The 17458-nt window shown below is 58.4% G+C and carries 13 protein-coding genes; 9 read left to right on the plus strand and 4 right to left on the minus strand.

Annotated elements, in window-relative coordinates; translation table 11 throughout:
* Positions 1-53 precede the first annotated feature (53 nt).
* The 3 genes from treY (at position 54) to K290_RS0123600 (ending at position 6151) form a co-directional block, all read left to right on the plus strand.
* Positions 54-2540, plus strand: coding sequence for a malto-oligosyltrehalose synthase (treY, locus tag K290_RS0123590; protein ID WP_028754139.1), 2487 nt, complete (start codon positions 54-56; stop codon positions 2538-2540).
* A gap of 84 nt (positions 2541-2624) precedes the next feature.
* The gene (gene glgX / locus K290_RS0123595; protein WP_028754140.1) at positions 2625-4700 is read left to right on the plus strand and encodes a glycogen debranching protein GlgX; all 2076 of its coding nucleotides are present in this window, start codon (positions 2625-2627) and stop codon (positions 4698-4700) included.
* A 182-nt stretch (positions 4701-4882) separates the two neighbouring features.
* A complete protein-coding gene (locus K290_RS0123600) occupies positions 4883-6151 on the plus strand; it encodes a DUF892 family protein (protein ID WP_028754141.1) in 1269 nt (422 codons plus the stop codon).
* Between the two features lie 125 nt (positions 6152-6276).
* On the opposite strand, the gene K290_RS0123605 is transcribed toward K290_RS0123600, so the two are convergent.
* Together K290_RS0123605 and K290_RS0123610 are read right to left on the minus strand one after the other, a co-directional pair.
* Entirely contained in the window at positions 6277-6699 is a 423-nt protein-coding gene (locus tag K290_RS0123605; protein WP_028754142.1) for a type II toxin-antitoxin system VapC family toxin, read from the minus strand.
* Positions 6696-6962 carry a type II toxin-antitoxin system Phd/YefM family antitoxin gene (locus K290_RS0123610; RefSeq protein ID WP_028754143.1) on the minus strand — a complete coding sequence of 89 codons (267 nt, stop codon included), beginning with the start codon at positions 6960-6962 and terminating at the stop codon, positions 6696-6698. The genes K290_RS0123605 and K290_RS0123610 overlap by 4 nt, the downstream gene beginning before the upstream one ends.
* Before the next feature lie 213 nt (positions 6963-7175).
* Between K290_RS0123610 and K290_RS0123615 the strand changes: the two genes are divergently transcribed.
* Positions 7176-8039 (plus strand): alpha/beta fold hydrolase, encoded by an 864-nt coding sequence (locus tag K290_RS0123615; RefSeq protein ID WP_028754144.1) that lies wholly within the window; start codon positions 7176-7178, stop codon positions 8037-8039.
* Positions 8040-8150: 111 nt separating this feature from the next.
* Here K290_RS0123615 and K290_RS0123620 read toward each other — a convergent pair whose 3' ends face one another.
* Together K290_RS0123620 and K290_RS0123625 are read right to left on the minus strand one after the other, a co-directional pair.
* Complete coding sequence (locus K290_RS0123620) at positions 8151-9251, minus strand: YihY/virulence factor BrkB family protein (RefSeq protein WP_028754145.1); 1101 nt, start codon at positions 9249-9251, stop codon at positions 8151-8153.
* Positions 9252-9354: 103 nt separating this feature from the next.
* On the minus strand, positions 9355-11628 hold the full coding sequence (locus tag K290_RS0123625) for a cation:proton antiporter domain-containing protein (protein ID WP_051264190.1): 2274 nt from the start codon (positions 11626-11628) through the stop codon (positions 9355-9357).
* A 405-nt stretch (positions 11629-12033) separates the two neighbouring features.
* On the opposite strand from K290_RS0123625, the gene K290_RS0123630 reads away from it, so the two are divergent.
* From K290_RS0123630 to K290_RS0123650, 5 genes are all read left to right on the plus strand, one after another.
* A complete protein-coding gene (locus K290_RS0123630) occupies positions 12034-12750 on the plus strand; it encodes a GntR family transcriptional regulator (RefSeq protein WP_028754147.1) in 717 nt (238 codons plus the stop codon).
* Positions 12747-13658, plus strand: a complete 912-nt coding sequence (locus K290_RS0123635; RefSeq protein ID WP_028754148.1) for a dihydrodipicolinate synthase family protein — start codon at positions 12747-12749, stop codon at positions 13656-13658. The genes K290_RS0123630 and K290_RS0123635 overlap by 4 nt, the downstream gene beginning before the upstream one ends.
* Positions 13651-15168, plus strand: a complete 1518-nt coding sequence (locus K290_RS0123640) for an aldehyde dehydrogenase (protein WP_028754149.1) — start codon at positions 13651-13653, stop codon at positions 15166-15168. The genes K290_RS0123635 and K290_RS0123640 overlap by 8 nt, the downstream gene beginning before the upstream one ends.
* A complete protein-coding gene (locus tag K290_RS0123645; RefSeq protein WP_028754150.1) occupies positions 15165-16511 on the plus strand; it encodes an NAD(P)/FAD-dependent oxidoreductase in 1347 nt (448 codons plus the stop codon). The genes K290_RS0123640 and K290_RS0123645 overlap by 4 nt, the downstream gene beginning before the upstream one ends.
* A 78-nt stretch (positions 16512-16589) precedes the next feature.
* Positions 16590-17441 carry a glycine betaine ABC transporter substrate-binding protein gene (locus K290_RS0123650; protein WP_028754151.1) on the plus strand — a complete coding sequence of 284 codons (852 nt, stop codon included), beginning with the start codon at positions 16590-16592 and terminating at the stop codon, positions 17439-17441.
* Positions 17442-17458 lie beyond the last annotated feature (17 nt).

Below are 17458 nucleotides of genomic sequence, written 5' to 3' on the forward strand. Positions count from 1 at the left end.
ACAGATCTTGTTCGGCTCCGTTGATAGAAGCCATTCTTATCCAAGGGAAAGCCATGCGTGTTCCGACCTCCACCTACCGTCTGCAATTTCGCGGCGACCTCACATTCGAGCGGGCGAGCGAGCTTGTTCCCTGTCTGAAAGACCTCGGCATCAGCCACCTCTACGCCTCGCCGATCTTCACCGCCGTGAAGGGTTCGACGCACGGCTACGACGTCACCGATCCAAACGAGATCGATCCGGCAATCGGCGGCCGAAAGGGGTTCGACATCTTGACGGCAACTTTGCAGAAAGCCGGGCTCGGCCTCATCGTCGATATCGTTCCGAACCATATGGCTACCTCGCTGGAAAACGCCTGGTGGCGCGACGTTCTGAGACATGGGCCGAAGAGCGTCTACGCACGACATTTCGACATCGACTGGAGCGAGAAGCTGACATTGCCGCAGCTTGGAAAGCCCTTCGAACAAGCCCTTGCGGCCGGCGAGCTTCAACTGCGCTACGATGCCATCGACGATCTTTTGCAATTGGCTTATTTCGACAACTACTTCCCGCTTTCCGAAGACAGTGCCGAGCTTGTGATGACGCAGACGGGAACAGATGCGGAGCGACTGCAGGCGTTCTCGATAGATGCGGCCAAAATGAAGGAGCTGATCGACAAGCAGCACTGGCAGTTGCTGTATTGGAAGGATGCCGCTCGGCACCTCAACTATCGCCGCTTCTTCGAGGTCGCAGGGCTGGTTGGTATAAGAGTGGAAGACGAGCGGGTCTTTGAAGAGACGCATCGGCTGACGATAGAATTGGTCCGTTCCGGGCAAGTGCAGGGTTTACGCATCGACCATGTCGACGGGTTGGCGAATCCCAAAACCTATCTCGAACGGCTGCGGCGGGCGGTCGGCGATGACACGTTCATCGTGGTGGAAAAAATCCTTGGTCCTGACGAGACCTTGCCGGCGGACTGGCCCGTGTCCGGAACCACAGGATACGAATTCATCTCCGCCATGCCGGACCTCTTCGTTGCAGGAGACGGGCTGAAAAAAATCGAAGCCGCGTACCAGATCGTTGACAACGAGCATGCCGATTTTGCCGCTGGTCTGCGCAACGCGAAGCTCCTGATGATCGAGCGTAATTTCGCAGGCGAGACAGCTCGTCTGACCAAGCTCGCTTATTTGATCTTTCCTGGGTTGAGCGAAGCGGAGATATCCTCTGCGCTTCGGGAGCTGGTGGTCGCGTTTCCGGTCTATCGCACCTATGGCTGCCGAGGAGCTTTGTCTGCGGAAGATGCAGCGGTCGTTCGTAAAGCTGTCGACAAGGCGCGAGCCAAATTGCCGGCAGTGGAAGCGCTGGATGCGATAGAAAGCCTGCTGCGTGGAGAAATAGCCGATCACCGGGCTGCGGAGTTCCGCGCGAGATTTCAGCAACTCAGCGGTCCGGTCATGGCAAAGTCTGTCGAAGACACGCTTTTTTATCGGTACACTCCCCTTATCGCGATGAATGAGGTGGGTGGCGAACCCGCGATGTCGCCGCGTGGCGTTGCTGCCTTCCATCAATCGATGGCGGTACGAATGAAACGCCAGCCTCATGGGCTTTCCGCCACGTCGACGCATGATACGAAACGCGGAGAAGATGCGCGCGCACGTCTGTACAGCCTTTCGCAGTATCCTGACGTCTGGATCGAAGGTGTTGCGCGATGGCGTGCTTTGAATGCGGCCTTTCGCACCGATCTTCCAGACGGACCGGCGCCGGAACCGAATGTCGAATGGATGTTGTATCAGGCCCTCGCCGGAATCTGGCCGGCCGATATTGAGCAAAGCAATAGGGACGAACTGAAAGAACGGTTTGCTGCTTATGTGCTGAAGGCCATACGCGAGGCAAAGCTGCGAACGGACTGGATGGATGAAAAGCCCGCCTATGAAAAGGCGGTGCTGGATTATGCCGGCGCTTTGCTTTCGCCTCAAAATCGAGCCTTCCGGAATGACTTTGAGAAGACGCTACAGCCGTTTATTAGGCTGGGTTATTTGAACAGCCTCTCTCAGGTACTGATCAAACTCACTGCCCCTGGCATTCCCGATATCTACCAAGGCGCTGAAGGTCTCGATTTCAGTATGGTCGACCCCGATAACCGAAGGCCGATCGATCGCCAGCCAGTCGGCACGTCGCAGAACCAATCGCCGTTCGAAGAATCGTGGGCGCTATCCCTGAAACGGCAGATCATCCGAACCGTCCTTCGCCATCGCAACAGCCATCCCGAACTCTTTCTCGAGGGCGGCTATCTGCCGCTTGAGGTCAAAGGAGAGCGATCGGACAATCTCGTCGCCTTCGCGCGAATTCGCCAGAAAGACGCGGCAATCACGATCGTCCCGCGGCTGGTCGATGCCGGCGGGACCGGATGTGATTACTGGCAGGGCACGGTCATATCGATACCGCCACGGTTCGGCCGGCAAATGCGCGATCTGCTGACGGGTAAATCGCTGGCTGCGGGCGATATTTCGGCGGCGCGGTTGTTTGAAGATCACCCCATCTCGTTTCTCGTCACGTCCGACTAGCTTGGCGGCCAATCCACAGCTTCAGGCCGCCGGAACAAAGCGTCACGTTGCGGTGTTTGTGGTTGCACCAACGAAGAGGCTTCGATGACACAGGACGGAAAACGATACGCAGTCGAACCAGGCGATTTCACGCGCCGGGGAGCGAACTATGATGGCGAGGGTGTCAATTTCGGGCTCTTCAGCGCCTATGCGGAGAAGGTTGAACTCTGTCTTTTCGACGAGACAGGAAAGCAGGAAATCGAGCGGATCGTCCTGCCGGAATTCACCAACGAGATCTGGCATGGCTACATTCCAGGCCTGCAGCCCGGCGCTCTCTACGGCTATCGCGTTCATGGACCGTTTGATCCCGAGAGCGGGCATCGCTTCAATCCGAACAAGCTGCTCGCCGACCCCTACGCGCGCGAGCTTGTGGGTAATGTGGCGTGGTCACAAGCGAATTTCGCCTACATTCTGGATGACGAACTGAAAGATCTGTCTTTCGACGAGACTGACAGTGCGCCCGCGATGCCGAAATGCCGTGTCGTCAATTTCAACGGCAAAGACAAAACTCCCTGCCAAAAACCGTCCGTCCCTTGGTCGCAGACGATTTTCTACGAGTCTCACGTCAAGGGAATGACCATGCTGCATCCGGCAATTCCGGAGGAGCTGCGCGGCACGTTTGACGGGCTCGGCCAAAAAGCGATTGTCGACTACGTCAAGAGCCTTGGCATCACCTCGATCGAGCTGCTTCCGATTCACTTTTTTCCGGACGACAGTCACCTGCTCGACAAGGGGCTCAGCAACTACTGGGGCTACAATACGCTCGCCTTTTTTGCCCCGGCTTCCCGCTACTACGGTCCGAAAGGTTTCGCAGGCTTTCGCGATATGGTGCGCACCTTCCATGATGCCGGTATCGAGGTGATCCTGGACGTCGTCTACAACCATACAGCCGAAGGCAACGAGCTCGGCCCGACCCTATCGTTCAAAGGCATCGACAATTTTTCCTATTATCGCACCATGCCCGACACGCCTCGCTATTACATCAACGACACGGGCACCGGTAACACCATCAATACGTCGCACCCTCGTGTACTGCAGATGGTGACGGATTCGCTTCGTTATTGGGCCGAAGAGATGGAGGTTGACGGCTTCCGCTTCGATCTCGGCACGATTCTCGGCCGGGAACCGCAGGGCTTCGACCAGCGCAGCGGCTTTTTTGATGCTGTTGGCCAAGATCCGGTCCTTTCGAAAATCAAGCTTGTCGGCGAGCCGTGGGACATCGGCCCCGGCGGGTATCAGGTCGGCGGCTTTCCGCCGGGCTGGGCGGAATGGAACGACAAATATCGCGATACGATCCGTGACTACTGGAACGGCACCCCCGGCACGACGAGAGAGTTTGCCGCGCGTATCCTCGGCTCGGGCGATGTCTATGATCTGCGCGGGCGCCGGCCATGGGCAAGCGTCAATTTCATTGCGGCCCATGACGGCTTTACCCTCAACGATCTCGTCTCCTACAACGACAAGCATAACGAGGCGAATGGCGAGAACAACGAGGACGGCCACAACGACAATCGCAGTTTCAACTACGGTGCCGAAGGACCAACGGAAGACGAGGGCATCAACGCGACGCGAGAACGTCAGAAGCGGAATTTCCTGGCGACACTGTTCCTCTCGCATGGGACGCCGATGTTGCTCGCCGGCGACGAATTCGGCCGCAGCCAAATGGGCAACAATAACGGCTATTGCCAGGACAACGAACTTAGCTGGCTACATTGGCAAGACCCTTATGAAAGCGCCGAAGCCCTGCGTGCCTTCACCAAGCGGCTGATTGCTCTGCGACAGGATCATTCGATCTTCAGACGGGAGAATTGGCGCGACGGCTTGATCGTCACGTGGCTCAATCCAGGCGGTGGCGAATTTGCCGAAGAGCATTGGGATGACGAGGCAAGCACGACCATCGGACTGCGGTTGTCGCGCGACCATCCCATCGAGGAAGGATGGGACGACGTGCTTCTTCTCTTCAATCCTCAGGACGAAGATGTCAGTTTCAGCTTGCCGGACGATAGACGCTGGGTTTTGGAACTCACCACATCAGATCCGATGGCGAAGATGGCCGGAGAAATTGGCAACCAGAGCGTGCCCCTCGAAGCCCGAAGCCTGGCAGTCCTGAGACCGATCTGAACTGGCTGCTTCGAGCCAAGCCGCCGCGCATATCATGCTCCGGCATGCGTGACATTCCCCCTTCGCATTTGCCAGCCAGCAGGCGTCCGCGCCGACTTTATCGGTCCGGAAGAATAAAGAAACGCGAGGAACTTCGAGAGCTCTCCCTTGTTAGGCGCAATTCTTTGTCCAGCGAGGCTATCATGTATCATCACGTCAAGAAGCTTATGTACACTGTGCGGGTCGATGAACCGGATCCGAAATTCGGCAATATGCTGCTTGAGCAGTTCGGAGGCGCCAACGGGGAATTGGCGGCTGCGATGCAATATTCGATCCAGGGCCTCAATTGCGAGGATCCGGGCCGCAAAGATCTTCTGATGGATATCGGCACCGAGGAACTCAGTCATCTGGAGATCGTCGGTTGCTTGGCGCGCATGCATCTGAAGCCGATGAAGTCCGTCAGGGAGGAGGCCGAGGCCGATCCTTTGATCGCCATTGCCGGCGGTGGCGGTATCAATCTTTTCAACTCCATGGGTAATCCATGGACCGCGGATTACCTCAAGATCACCGGTGAACTCGACGTCGACCTGCGCAGCAACATTGCGGCGGAAGCCCGGGCAAAGATTGTCTATGAGCGGCTGATAAATTTCTGTCGCGATCCGGGCACCAAGGATGCTCTGCAATTCCTGATGACCCGTGAAATCACTCATATGCGAGCTTTCTCGCTGGCCCTGGAGAGCATGGGTAAGCCGCCGCTCAGTGTCGGCAGGATCGCACCCACGCCAAAACTCGTGGACCAATTCTTCAACGATTCCACCGGAGAAGGAGACCACGGCGAAGTGGATACGAGAGGCCCGTGGAATGAAGGCGAACCTTGGAAATTCGTCGAGGCTCCTGCCTTCCAGGGCATGAAGCCGGGTAAGGGCGACGGGGCGGGCATTCACGCGGAAAGCGCGCCTGTGGAAGGATCGGAGGCAATTCAGGAAGTGCTGGTGGACGAGCTGCGGGATCTGCTGCACGCCGAGAAGCAGCTTCTCAAGGCCCTCCCCAACATGGAAAAGGTAGCGCGCTCCAGACAATTGCAAACCCTGCTGAAAACTCACCTTCAGGAAACGGAAGCCCAGGTGGAACGTCTTAACGAATGCCTGAAGATCCTAGGGGCGCCTTCTCGAGCCAAGCCGTGCAAGGGCATGGCTGGTCTTGTCGAGGAAGGCGAGGAGGTGATGACGGAAGGCAAGAAGAAGGAAGATGCCCCTGCCGACCTCGCCTTGATCGGAGCCGCGCTTCGCGTCGAGCACTATGAGATCGCCGCCTATACGACAGCCAGGAATCTCGCTTTGCAACTCTCGCAGCCGACCGTTGCTCAACTGCTCACGATTTCGTTGGGCGAGGAGCAGAATGCAGGGCAGTTGCTCGACCAGGTCGCGCAGCCGCTAATGTCGGTCGCGCGCATGCCCCGGAGCGTCGCGTAATAAGCTGGTTCCAGGTGCCTGCGTCATTGGCCAAGCGGAGCAGCCTGTCGGCCTCGACCGGAAATGGCCGCGTGCTTTCTCGTCACGCGGCGCAATTCCCGATCAACTCCCACATCCATGCGATGTCATCCGACCCAGGGATCGAACAACTCAGCGCCAAATCCTTCGAAATCTCTTATGTTGCGCGTTGCAAGAGTGAGATCGTAAGCAATCGCCGTGGCAGCGATCAGACCGTCCATTGACGAGAGGCCGCGGCCGTTTCGCTTTGCGAGTCCCATCAGATCGCCCCAAGCCGTGGCAACGGGTTCGGTCACAGGCAGGACACGTTGCTCGAAGCGCTGCGGCAGGTCCGTGGCTAGCCATTCCGCCAGCGTGTCGCGCTTCCGCCCGCTCTCCATCAGTGCGACCCCACGCCGGATCTCGGCGATCGAGATGACACTAATGAATGACCGATCCTCATCGAGACTATCAAGCCATTGCAGGACATGTGCATCAGGTCGCGGCCTTGTCACCTCGGACAGGACATTGGTGTCTAAAAGAAGTCTCACAGCGAAAGATCACGTGGGTCGTCGCGTTGACGTTCGAGGTCCAGATCGGCGCCACGCAGGGGCGACTCCATCAAAAACTCTGCAAGCGTGCCCTTGCGCGAAGTCTTGCGATGCCATTCCTCGGCGGAGACGACAACCACACTTGGCTTGCCGTTCCGCGTAATCGTCTGCGGCACCGATTGCGCGCGTTCGATGACCTCGGAAAGTTTGGCCTTCGCGCTGGCGACGGTCCACGTTTTCTCGCTTTGTGAAGACGGCCGCATTGCGTGCCTCATGACTAGTGTGACTATAATGACTATATAGGCTTCTATCTCTCAACCGACAAGCGGTTTAGCGAAGGAAGACGCCCGTTGGAACTACGGCTCGGCGCATGCATTTCAAGTAAGAATGTGCGTTCGATATCTCTAAGAACCGTCTGCGAAAGTTCAAAAATCCAGTGCTTGGGCATCCCGATTTTCATACGCGGGGGGACATACATGTTCAATGGAATGAAACTCGACATGATCGACGTTGGAGCCGGCGTGTTGCGGGTTCGTCACGGAGGATACGGTCCGCCGCTCCTGCTTCTGCATGGCCATCCGCGCACGCACATGACCTGGAGCCGGATCGCCGATTTTCTTTCCCCCCACTTCACGGTGGTATGCCCCGATCTCAGAGGTTTCGGCAAGTCTTTCCAACCGCTGGATACGAGCGACAGCCGCAACTCGTCAAAGCGCGCCAAGGCTGAGGATTGCATCGAGCTCATGAGAAGGCTGGGATATGACCGGTTTGCCGTCGCTGGGCACGATCGCGGAAGCTATGTGGCATTCCGTTTGGCGATGGATCATCCCGATGCCGTTACGAAGGTCGCGGTGATCGACAGCATTCCGATCATCGAACATTTGGAGAGGATCGATTGGCGCTTTGCGCGTGATTGGTACCATTGGTTTTTCTTTGCCGAGCCGGAAAAACCCGAGAGGGCGATCAATGCTGATCCGATGGCCTGGTACAGTGCGATCAAGCCTGATTTGATGGGTCGGGAGGCCTATGCCGATCTCATGACGGCAATCCACGATCCGGCTGTCGTCCATGGAATGGTGGAGGATTACAGGGCAGGGTTGACCGTGGATCGCCTGCACGAACTGCAAGACCGCGCCGAGGGCAAGCGGGTTGAATGCCCACTGCTTTGTCTGTGGTCGATACGCGACGATCTCGAAGAGCTCTTTGGCGATCCCAGAGAAATATGGCGTTCCTGGGCGGTGGACGTTCAAGGCCGCGGCATTGACAGCGGCCACCATGTCGCGGAAGAGAACCCGGTCGATCTCGCGAATTCCCTTCTTCGTTTCTTTGGAAGCCGCTAGGCATTTTAGCGGCTGCATGATCGAACTCGGCACCAACCTTCGTGACCGCGACGCAGGTTGTTTGCGGCTCAATCCGGATATTCGGACCGCGACCGCCTGTTTCGTTGCCGCTCAAGCGGAGGGTTTACCAATCGTATCAGCGACCTCAGCGCCGCGACTTCCCAGGGGAAGGGCAGGGCCGACCGTCGTGTCGACCGCCGTCTGGTGTTCCAGTTCCGCATTGACTTCCGCCCCAACCAACAGGATCACGACGGACAGCCAGATCCAGATCAGAAAACCGATCAGAGCGCCAAGCGTGCCATAGGTCGCGTCGTAGTTGGCAAAATTCTTGAGGTAGAGAGAGAAGAGCAAGGACATGGCGATCCAGCCAATGGTTGCCAGAGCAGCACCCCAGGTGAGCCATCGAACTTTCGCGGGTTCACGGCTTGGGCCAAAGCGGTAGATTGCCGTTACCGCAATGATCATGAGGATCAACAGGATTGGCCAGCGCAGGATTAGAACGAGGTTCTCCTTCCACTGATCGAGCCAAAAAAGAGAGAGAACCAACGGCATGATGGCGACCGATCCGATGACCAAGATCGCCGCCAGTATTGCACAGAGCGTAAAACAGAGCCCGACGAGATTGAGGCGGACCAGCCCGCGTTTTTCTGGTTCTTCATAAGCAATGTTCATCGCGTCGAAGATCGCCAATGTTCCGCTATGCGTGCTCCACAAGGCCACCCCCAGGCCAAGAAACAACGCAACACTCAGCGTCCCGCTCCGCCGCTGGACGAGATCGTTCAGTCGATCGGCGATCATGTCAAAGGCACCGGGAGGCAGGAGGCCGGAGAGCGAGCGCAGATGCTCGCTGATGCTGGCGGGATCGGCGATGAAGCCATAGAGCGAGACAAGTGCTGCGAGCGCCGGAAAGAGTGCAAGAAGAAGGTAAAAGGTCACGCCTGCCGCAACGAGCGAAATACGATCGTCGCTGATCTCGTGGACGACACGCCAGAACACGTCTCGCAAGCCGCGGGCCGGTATTTGCTCCGGAACGGCTGCGGATCGCCCCAGATCCGGATTGAGCGCGTGATCGGCGGCATTAGCGGGCGCGGTCTCGACATCTGCTCGTTTTGCGGATGCACGAGCCAAAAGCAAGGCGGTAATCGCAACGCCACCCATTCGGAATAAGGAATGCGTGTTTTTCGGTCGACTACGGTGGACACCGTTTCTCATCAGGCTGCTCCATCAGACTGCCCATCGCTTTGCGGTAACGTTTGACGGGACGAAAAGATGCGCCGGACATCGTGCGGCGGCGCCCCCGATTGCGATCTCGAACCTATTTCTCAGCTTCAATGACGACGATCGATCTATCGGCCGCATCGATCAGCGAATTGGCAATCCCACCGTAGGACAGTCTTGTGCCTGCTTGCCGGCTGACGCCCAGCACGATGACATTTGCGCGACGTCGCCGCGCGTTTCGTAATATGGCCAGCTCCGGCGATGTTCCTCGCTCAACCGTTTTGCGAATGTCGAGGCTGTAATATGCCGCAATTTCGTCCACCCGCTTGAAGGCTTCCTCGTGACGATCGCTCATATCGCTGAGGCGCGGCATGCGGACAAGCTGCTGTGGATCGGTGACGTAGACGACCGCAATTTCACAACCTGCCGCTTTTGCGATTGCCGCAGCGAACTCCACGGCGCGGGTGGAGCGTTCCGTCCCGGAGACTGGAACGAGGATGCGAAGTTCGTCGTCGTTTTCGGGTACCCGCCCTCTGCTGAAGGTGATAGCTACGGTGCCCTGAAACGAAGATGTCATCTTTGTAAAACGCTCGTCGAGTCCCCCGGCATCGGCAACGGCTGGTTCCGCCCCGATGATCATCAGGTCGTGTCCTTGCTCGGCACTTTCGGAAAGTGCTCGCTCCAAATCGCCATTTTTTTTTCTTCCCATGACGTGGACGTCTGCAGGTGTGGCAGTATCGGTGTCCGATTGCGCCACCGCTTTCGTGGCCGTCGCTTTGACTTGGTCTACAAATGCTTCGACGCCGTCTGCATCCGACCGCTCGCCGCTCGGCTCACGCGCTGTTTCGTCATCAATGCGTAGCACCGTCACAGGCATCTGCCGGATCGCGGCTAGCAATCCCGATATTCTGGAAGCCAAAGTGCCGTTTCCGGATTGATCGACCGCCAGCAATATGCGTTCAAATTTGGAGAGATAGCTCGCCTTTTCGAACTCCTCGCTCTTCAGCCGGTTTCGTTCCTCTGCTCGAACGGGCAGCCGCGCAAGCGCCCATCTCAAAGTCGGCGGCATGATCATCGTTGTGACGACCGCCATCGCCACAATGATGGAAAACAAGCGCTGATCAAGGACACCGACGGAAAGTCCGATGGAAGCAACGATCACCTCGGTGGAACCCCTGGCGTTCATCCCGCAGCCTAGCGCAATGGCTTCCGAATTCGAGAAGCCTCCAAAACGGCCACCGAGGAATGCGCCGCCGAATTTCCCGATGCTAGCGATGACGATCAAGCCGCCCGCCAGCAACAAAATCTCAGAATCTTGCAGGACGGTGAGATCTGTCTGAAGGCCGGTGAGGCCAAAGAACACCGGCATGAACAAAGCCGTCGTGAGCGCTCGAAGCTGCGTGTCTATTTGACGTGTCAGGATGGGCGATTGTCCGACGAGGATTCCGGCGACGAATGCGCCCAATACCGTATGAACGCCGATTAAATTGGTGATGATAGCCATGACGCCCATGATCGCGACAATGGCACTGAGGACCGGCAGGTCGCTTTTAAATCGGTCGTTCGTCCAGCGGATAATCTCGAAGACGATACGCCGTCCGATCGTGAAACTCACGCCCATGAACGCAAGAGTGCCGATCACGCTCTTTGCAAGCGTCGGCAGCTCAACGGCTCCTTTTTCGGCAAGGGAGAAAGTGACCGAGATAATGACCCAGCCGACCGTATCGTCGATAATGGCGGATGCGACGATCAGTTGGCCGATGTTTCTCCTCATGAAGTCCATTTCGCGAACGACGGAGGCGACGATTTTCACGGACGAAATGGAAAGCGCCGTTCCGAGGAACAGTGAGGCGACAAGCCTTTTCTCGGGGTCGGGAAGTAGGTTGGCCGGAAGGAGTTCGCCAAGCGCAAAACCCGCGACGAAAGGAACGGCAATGCCCGCGAACGAGACGCCAAATGCCGCCCGCCGCATCCGTCGCGCCAGCCCCAAATCCGTCTCCATGCCCGCAAGCAGAAGCAGAAAAAGGATGCCTAGCTGCGCGACCGCGTTGATCATACTCTTTTGCGCTTCGCCGGCCGGAAACAGCATGGCCTGAAAACTCGGAAAGATCTCGCCGAGAACCGACGGACCGAGCAATACGCCGCCAATGATTTGGCCCATGATCGACGGCTGCCCGATGCGCACCATAAGTTCCCCGAGCAATCGCCCAACGATGACGAGGATGATAATTTGCGTCAGGAAAAGACCCTCTGAGGGCGTGGCGGCTTTCTCTCCATTCGCCGCCAAAGCCGATGTCGCAACGCCTGCATAAAGCAGCAAGCCGATCAAAATGGGAGTCGGATGGCGTTTTCCGAAATTAATTGATCTCATGAAGGCCTTGCTCACCGCGGATCGCGCCATGGGGCTCTTTCTTGTGCATGAGGCATGTCGCGAGTTAACGCAGCCCGTGAAGCGGAGTTCCTTGGGATGATTGCGCTCCGGACCTAGCGCTGATCAGCGGATCCTAAACATCAGAAAAAGGCTGGGATTTATTTACAGGGCGACCGCAGTGCTTGGCGGCTGCGCGATCACGACACCCTTCGCTAAGCACCGGAGCCGGTTCTCTCTTTTTGGCAGCGATCCAGCACTGGCTTTTGGCGCGGGCTCGCCCGCGCTTTCGCGGAATTGTATTTTCCATGAATTTTCATTGTGTACACAAAGTACACAATTATTGACTCGAATGCGGGCGCGTGCAATGATCCCAGTCATCAGGAAAGAAGCAGAGCGGAGTTTCCCATGGCGAAGACCGTTAAGAGCAGCCTCTACGAGGACCTGAAGCGTCAAATCCTGACGATGGAGCTGGATCCGGATGCCGATCTCGATGAGGCAAGTCTCAGCACGCGTTATGGCCTTTCGCGCACCCCGGTTCGGGACATCTTCCGGCGTCTGGCGGGGGAGGGCTATATCGATATCCGCGAGAACCGCGGGGCACGGGTCATTCCGATGAACCACGCGACACTGCGGAACTTCTTTCTGGTGGCGCCGATGATATACGCCGCGATTGGCCGGCTCGCGGTACAGAACTTCAAACCATCTCAGCTTGCCGACCTGAAGCAGACGCAGGAGCGCTTTCGTCAGGCCAGCAAGGACATGGATGCGTTTACGATGGTTCTCGAGAACAACCGTTTCCATGAAATCTTCGGCGAGATGTCGGCGAACGATTATCTGCAGCCGAGCCTCGGCCGGCTCCTGATCGACCACGCGCGCATCGGGCACACGTTCTTCCGTCCGAGAAACCAGGACATGAGGCGGCGCCTGCAGGTGGCGGTCGAGCACCATGACAGCTTCATCGAAGCCTTGGGCGCTCACGACGAAGATGCTGTCGTCGACCTGGTTTTCGAGCATTGGGAACTGTCCCGCGAGAACATGGAAATGTTCATAGCGCCACAAGGACTTAAGGCGGACGCGCTGATCGGCGGTCCGAGCGTGCAATCATTGGAGAAATCATCGTGAAATTTGAAGGCATTTATACGCCTGCGGTGACGCCGCTGAGCCCGGACGGGCAGATCGACAGGAAGGGCTTTGCGGTCGTTTTGGAGTCGCTGATTGCGGCCGGCGTGCATGGCATCATCGTCGGCGGATCAACCGGCGAGTATTACGCCCAGAGCTGCCAGGAGCGCTTCGAGCTTGGCGCCTACGCCAAGGAAGTGATCGGCACCCGTCTGCCGCTCATCATCGGCACCGGCGCGACGCGCAGCGAAGATTCCGTCGAATATGCAAAAGCAGCCAAGGAGATCGGTGCTGATGCCATTCTGGTGTCGTCGCCGCCTTATGCCCTGCCGACGGAGCGCGAGAACGCCATTCATGCGCTGACCGTCGATCGTGCCGCCAACCTGCCGATCATGCTCTACAATTATCCCGCCCGCATGGGTGTGATGATGGGCGAGGAATATTTCTCCCGCGTCGGCAAGTCCAAGAACGTCAAGGCGATCAAGGAAAGCTCCGGCGACATGGGCAACCTGCATCTGCTGGCACGGAAGTTTCCGCACATTGCGCTTTCCTGCGGCTGGGACGACCAAGCGCTGGAATTTTTTGCCTGGGGGGCGAAGAGCTGGGTTTGCGCCGGCTCCAACTTCCTGCCCCGCGAACATGTCGCGCTCTATGAGGCCTGCGTCCTCGAAAAGAACTTCGACAAGGGCCGGGCGATCATGACCGCCATGCTGCCGCTGATGGATTTCCTCGAATGCGGCAAGTTCGTGCAGTCGATCAAACATGGCTGCGAGATCATCGGCCTGAAGGCCGGTCCGGTTCGCGCGCCGCTGCGCGGCCTGACCTCGGACGAAAAGCGTACCCTTGAGACCGTCGTTGCGACGCTGATGCGCACGGTCGCCCAGATCACCGCGGGAGCCAACTATGCATGAACCCTTGACCGCAGCCGAATACAAGGCGATCGCCGCCGGCCTTCAGTTCCCGACGAATGCCTTCGTCGACGGGACGTTCCGTCCGGCCAATGCCGGCAAGACGTTCAAGACCACCAATCCGGCGACCGGCGAGCTGCTGGCCGAGATTGCGGCCTGTGATGCCGGCGACGTCGACCATGCGGTCGCCAAGGCCAAGCAAGCCTTCGACGATGGCCGCTGGCGCCAGCGGACACCTGGCGAGCGGAAAGAAGTGCTGCTGACGTTCGCAAAGCTTTTGGAGGAGAACCGCCACGAGCTTGCCGTCATGGAAAGCCTTGACAGCGGCAAGCCGGTCCGCGAGTGCCAGACCGTGGATGTCCCGGACACCATCCACACGATCCGCTGGCATGCCGAGCTGGTCGACAAGCTCTATGACAACACCAATTCCGTTGGGCCCAATGCACTGGCGATGGTCGTTCGCGAACCGATCGGCGTCGTAGCGTGCGTGCTGCCGTGGAACTTCCCGCTGCTGATGCTGGCCTGGAAAATCGCGCCGGCGCTTGCCGCAGGCTGCTCGGTGATCGTCAAGCCCGCCCAGGAAACGACGCTGACGACGCTGCGCGTCGCCGAGCTTGCCCATGAAGCCGGCATCCCGGCCGGTGTCTTCAATGTAGTTACCGGCAGCGGCAGGGACGTTGGCGAACCGCTCGGCCTGCATATGGATGTCGACATGGTGGCGTTTACCGGCTCGACGCCGACCGGCCGTCGCTTCCTGCATTATTCGGCCGATTCCAACCTTAAGAAAGTCGTGCTCGAATGCGGCGGCAAGAACCCGGCAGTCGTGCTGGAGGACGCCGAAGACCTCGATCTCGTCGCCGAGCAGGTGGTCAGCGGTGCCTTCTGGAACATGGGGGAGAACTGCAGCGCCTCCTCGCGCCTCATCGTTCACGCCAGCATCAAGGACGAACTGCTGAAGCGGATCGGCGCCTATCTGCGCGAATGGAAGACCGGCGATCCGCTCGATCCGGAAAACCGTATCGGTGCGCTGGTCAGCAAGAGCCATTTTGAAAAAGTGAGCTCGTTCCTTGACGACGTGAAGAGCGAGAAGCTCTCGCTAGCCTTTGGTGGCGAAACGCAGAGCGGCGTCTTCATCGAACCGACGGTTGTTGACGGCGTCACCCCCGCTAGCCGCCTCTTCAAGGAGGAGATCTTCGGGCCGATCCTGTCGGTCACGACGTTCAACTCCCTCTCCGAAGCCGTCGCTTTGGCCAACGACACCAATTACGGCCTGACGGCGTCGGTCTATACGGGCAGCCTGCGCAATGCGATCCGCGTGTCGCGGGATATCCGTGCGGGTCTCGTCACGGTCAACTGCTTCGGCGAGGGCGATGCAAGCACGCCGTTCGGCGGCTACAAGGAATCCGGCTTCGGGGGCCGCGATAAGTCGATCTTTGCCCACGACAACTATTGCGAACTGAAGACCATCTGGATCGATGTCTCGGAACGCGCCGTGGATGAGGCTATCCGATGACCCGACATGTGATCAAGCGCCTGCCGATCGATACCGGCGTTTCGGGCTGGGAGGCGATCAGCGAACGCGCCTATCCCGTTGTGGCGCTTGATTACGATGTCACCGCCGACTGGCTGATCATCGGTGGAGGATTTGCCGGGCTATCCGCGGCGCGGCGCCTCTCGCAGTTGCGGCCGCAGGATAAGATCGTCGTTCTTGACGCTCGTGAACTTGCAAAAGGGCCGGCGGGCAGGAATTCCGGCTTCATGATCGATGTTCCCCATAATCTCTCATCCGGCGAGTACTCGGTTGCCGACGAGCAGTCCACCAGAGAAGAGATCAGACACAACCGCTTGGCGATTGCCTTTGCCGCGGATGTCGCGGCCGAGTACGGCCTGTCCAGGGAAACATTCGATCCCTCGGGCAAGGTAAACGCGGCTGCGTCGGACCGAGGCCTGGGGCTTAACGAGAACTACAGAAAGTCCCTCGAGAGGATCGGCGAAGACTATCGCGTCCTTGATGCCGAGCAGATGCGGGAAATGACCGGCTCGCATTATTATCGAGGGGGGCTCTATACGCCAGGAGCCGTGATGATCCAGCCGGCCGATTATATCCGCGGCCTGGCGCAGGGTTTGCGTTCGAAAGTCGATATTTACGAACATTCGCCGGTGCTGGAGCTTACGCGCGAAGGAAATGTCTGGAAGGCCAGGTCAAACCGCGGTTCCGTGTCTGCACCGAAGGTCATCCTGGGTGTGAACGGCCATATTGAGAGCTTCGGCCACTTCCGCGGACGGCTGATGCATATCTTCACCTACGCGTCCATGACCGCTGCCTTCTCCCAGAACGAGTTCGGAGGCGAGGTCACCGGCGTCGATCGCTGGGCGCTGCTGCCGGCGGATCCGATGGGCGCGACCCTCCGCAAGATCACCACAAATGGACTGTCCCGGATCGTCGTCAGAACGCGGTTCACATACGACCCCAGTCTCAGAGTGTCGGACAGGCGGGTCGCCGGCATAGCCGCCGAGCAGCGCCGGTCATTCGATGCCCGGTTTCCAGGGCTGAAAGACCTGCCATTGGAATATAGCTGGGCCGGCGCGCTGTGCCTCAGCAGAAACCATGTGCCGGCCTTTGGCGAGATCGAAGAAGGGCTCTTTTCCGCGTGCTGCGAAAATGGTCTCGGCACCGTCAAGAGCACGCTGGCCGGGATGATGGCTGCCGATCTGGCGGCTGGCGTCAATAGCCGTGAACTCGATCAATACAGAAATCAACCGGAGCCGAGCAAGCTGCCGCCCGAGCCGATCGCATGGCTCGGCGTGAATTCGGTCATCCGGTTTCAGGAGTTGCGTGCAGGCCGCGAGGGATGATCCGTCGCCGCGCAATAATGAGGATCGGGCCAAACGCTGATCTTCAAAAGAACGGGAACGTGAACTAGGAGAAAAATAATGAAAGCTTTGTGGAAGGCGCTTTGCGCCGCTGCGATGGTCGGGATGAGCATGCTTCCGGCACATGCGGAAGACAAGAGCATCACGGTGGGCACGATGTCCTGGGAGGATCTGACGCCGATCACCGGGATCACCAAAAAAGTGCTTGAGGATGCCGGCTACACCGTAAAGGTCGTGCCGTTCTCGGAATGGGGCATCGCCTATGCAGCGCTCAGCAAGGGCGACATCCAGATCCTCGCATCTCAGACCGACTACGTCGCGCAGGACTATTGGGAGAAAAACAAGAAGCGCCTCGAGAAGATTTCGCCCGTCTCGCACGGTCTCTACCAGGCGATCGCCGTCCCGAATTACGTGACGATCGACTCGATGGATCAGTTGAACGACAATGCCGACAAGTTCGGCGGCAAGATCGTCGGCATCGAGCCGGGCTCCGGTCTGATGCGCGACGCTGCCAATGCCGTGAAGCAATACGGCCTCAAGCTGCAGCTCGTCGAAGGCAGCACTGCCGCCATGACCGCTGCGCTGAAGTCGGCAATCGACCGCAAGGAATGGGTCGCCGTCACGATCTGGGAGCCGTCCTGGATGATGCAGAAATACCCCGTCAAGTTCCTCAAGGATCCCAAGGGCATCTTCCCGCCGCCGCAGAGCTACTACTGGATCGGCAAGAAGGGCTTTTCCGAGGAACACCCCCATGCACGCGAAGTCATTGCCAGCGTCTATGTGCCGCTTGCCGACATCACTGCGATCAATGGCGCAGTCAGCGACGGCAAGACGATGGACGATGCCGTCAAAGCCTGGACCGAAAGCCATGCCGACCTCATGAAGCGGTGGGAGAATATCAAGAGCGAATGATGTGAACGGCGGGTCGC

It is taken from the genome of Rhizobium leucaenae USDA 9039, from assembly GCF_000426285.1.
Classification (GTDB): Bacteria; Pseudomonadota; Alphaproteobacteria; order Rhizobiales; family Rhizobiaceae; genus Rhizobium; species Rhizobium leucaenae.

Coding starts and splice junctions, on each gene's coding strand:
- treY (WP_028754139.1), top strand. CDS start 54: ATGCGTGTTCCGACCTCCACCTACCGTCTGCAATTTCGCGGCGACCTC.
- glgX (WP_028754140.1), top strand. CDS start 2,625: ATGACACAGGACGGAAAACGATACGCAGTCGAACCAGGCGATTTCACG.
- K290_RS0123600 (WP_028754141.1), top strand. CDS start 4,883: ATGTATCATCACGTCAAGAAGCTTATGTACACTGTGCGGGTCGATGAA.
- K290_RS0123610 (WP_028754143.1), bottom strand. CDS start 6,962: ATGCGGCCGTCTTCACAAAGCGAGAAAACGTGGACCGTCGCCAGCGCG.
- K290_RS0123615 (WP_028754144.1), top strand. CDS start 7,176: ATGTTCAATGGAATGAAACTCGACATGATCGACGTTGGAGCCGGCGTG.
- K290_RS0123620 (WP_028754145.1), bottom strand. CDS start 9,251: ATGAGAAACGGTGTCCACCGTAGTCGACCGAAAAACACGCATTCCTTA.
- K290_RS0123625 (WP_051264190.1), bottom strand. CDS start 11,628: ATGAGATCAATTAATTTCGGAAAACGCCATCCGACTCCCATTTTGATC.
- K290_RS0123630 (WP_028754147.1), top strand. CDS start 12,034: ATGGCGAAGACCGTTAAGAGCAGCCTCTACGAGGACCTGAAGCGTCAA.
- K290_RS0123640 (WP_028754149.1), top strand. CDS start 13,651: ATGCATGAACCCTTGACCGCAGCCGAATACAAGGCGATCGCCGCCGGC.
- K290_RS0123645 (WP_028754150.1), top strand. CDS start 15,165: ATGACCCGACATGTGATCAAGCGCCTGCCGATCGATACCGGCGTTTCG.
- K290_RS0123650 (WP_028754151.1), top strand. CDS start 16,590: ATGAAAGCTTTGTGGAAGGCGCTTTGCGCCGCTGCGATGGTCGGGATG.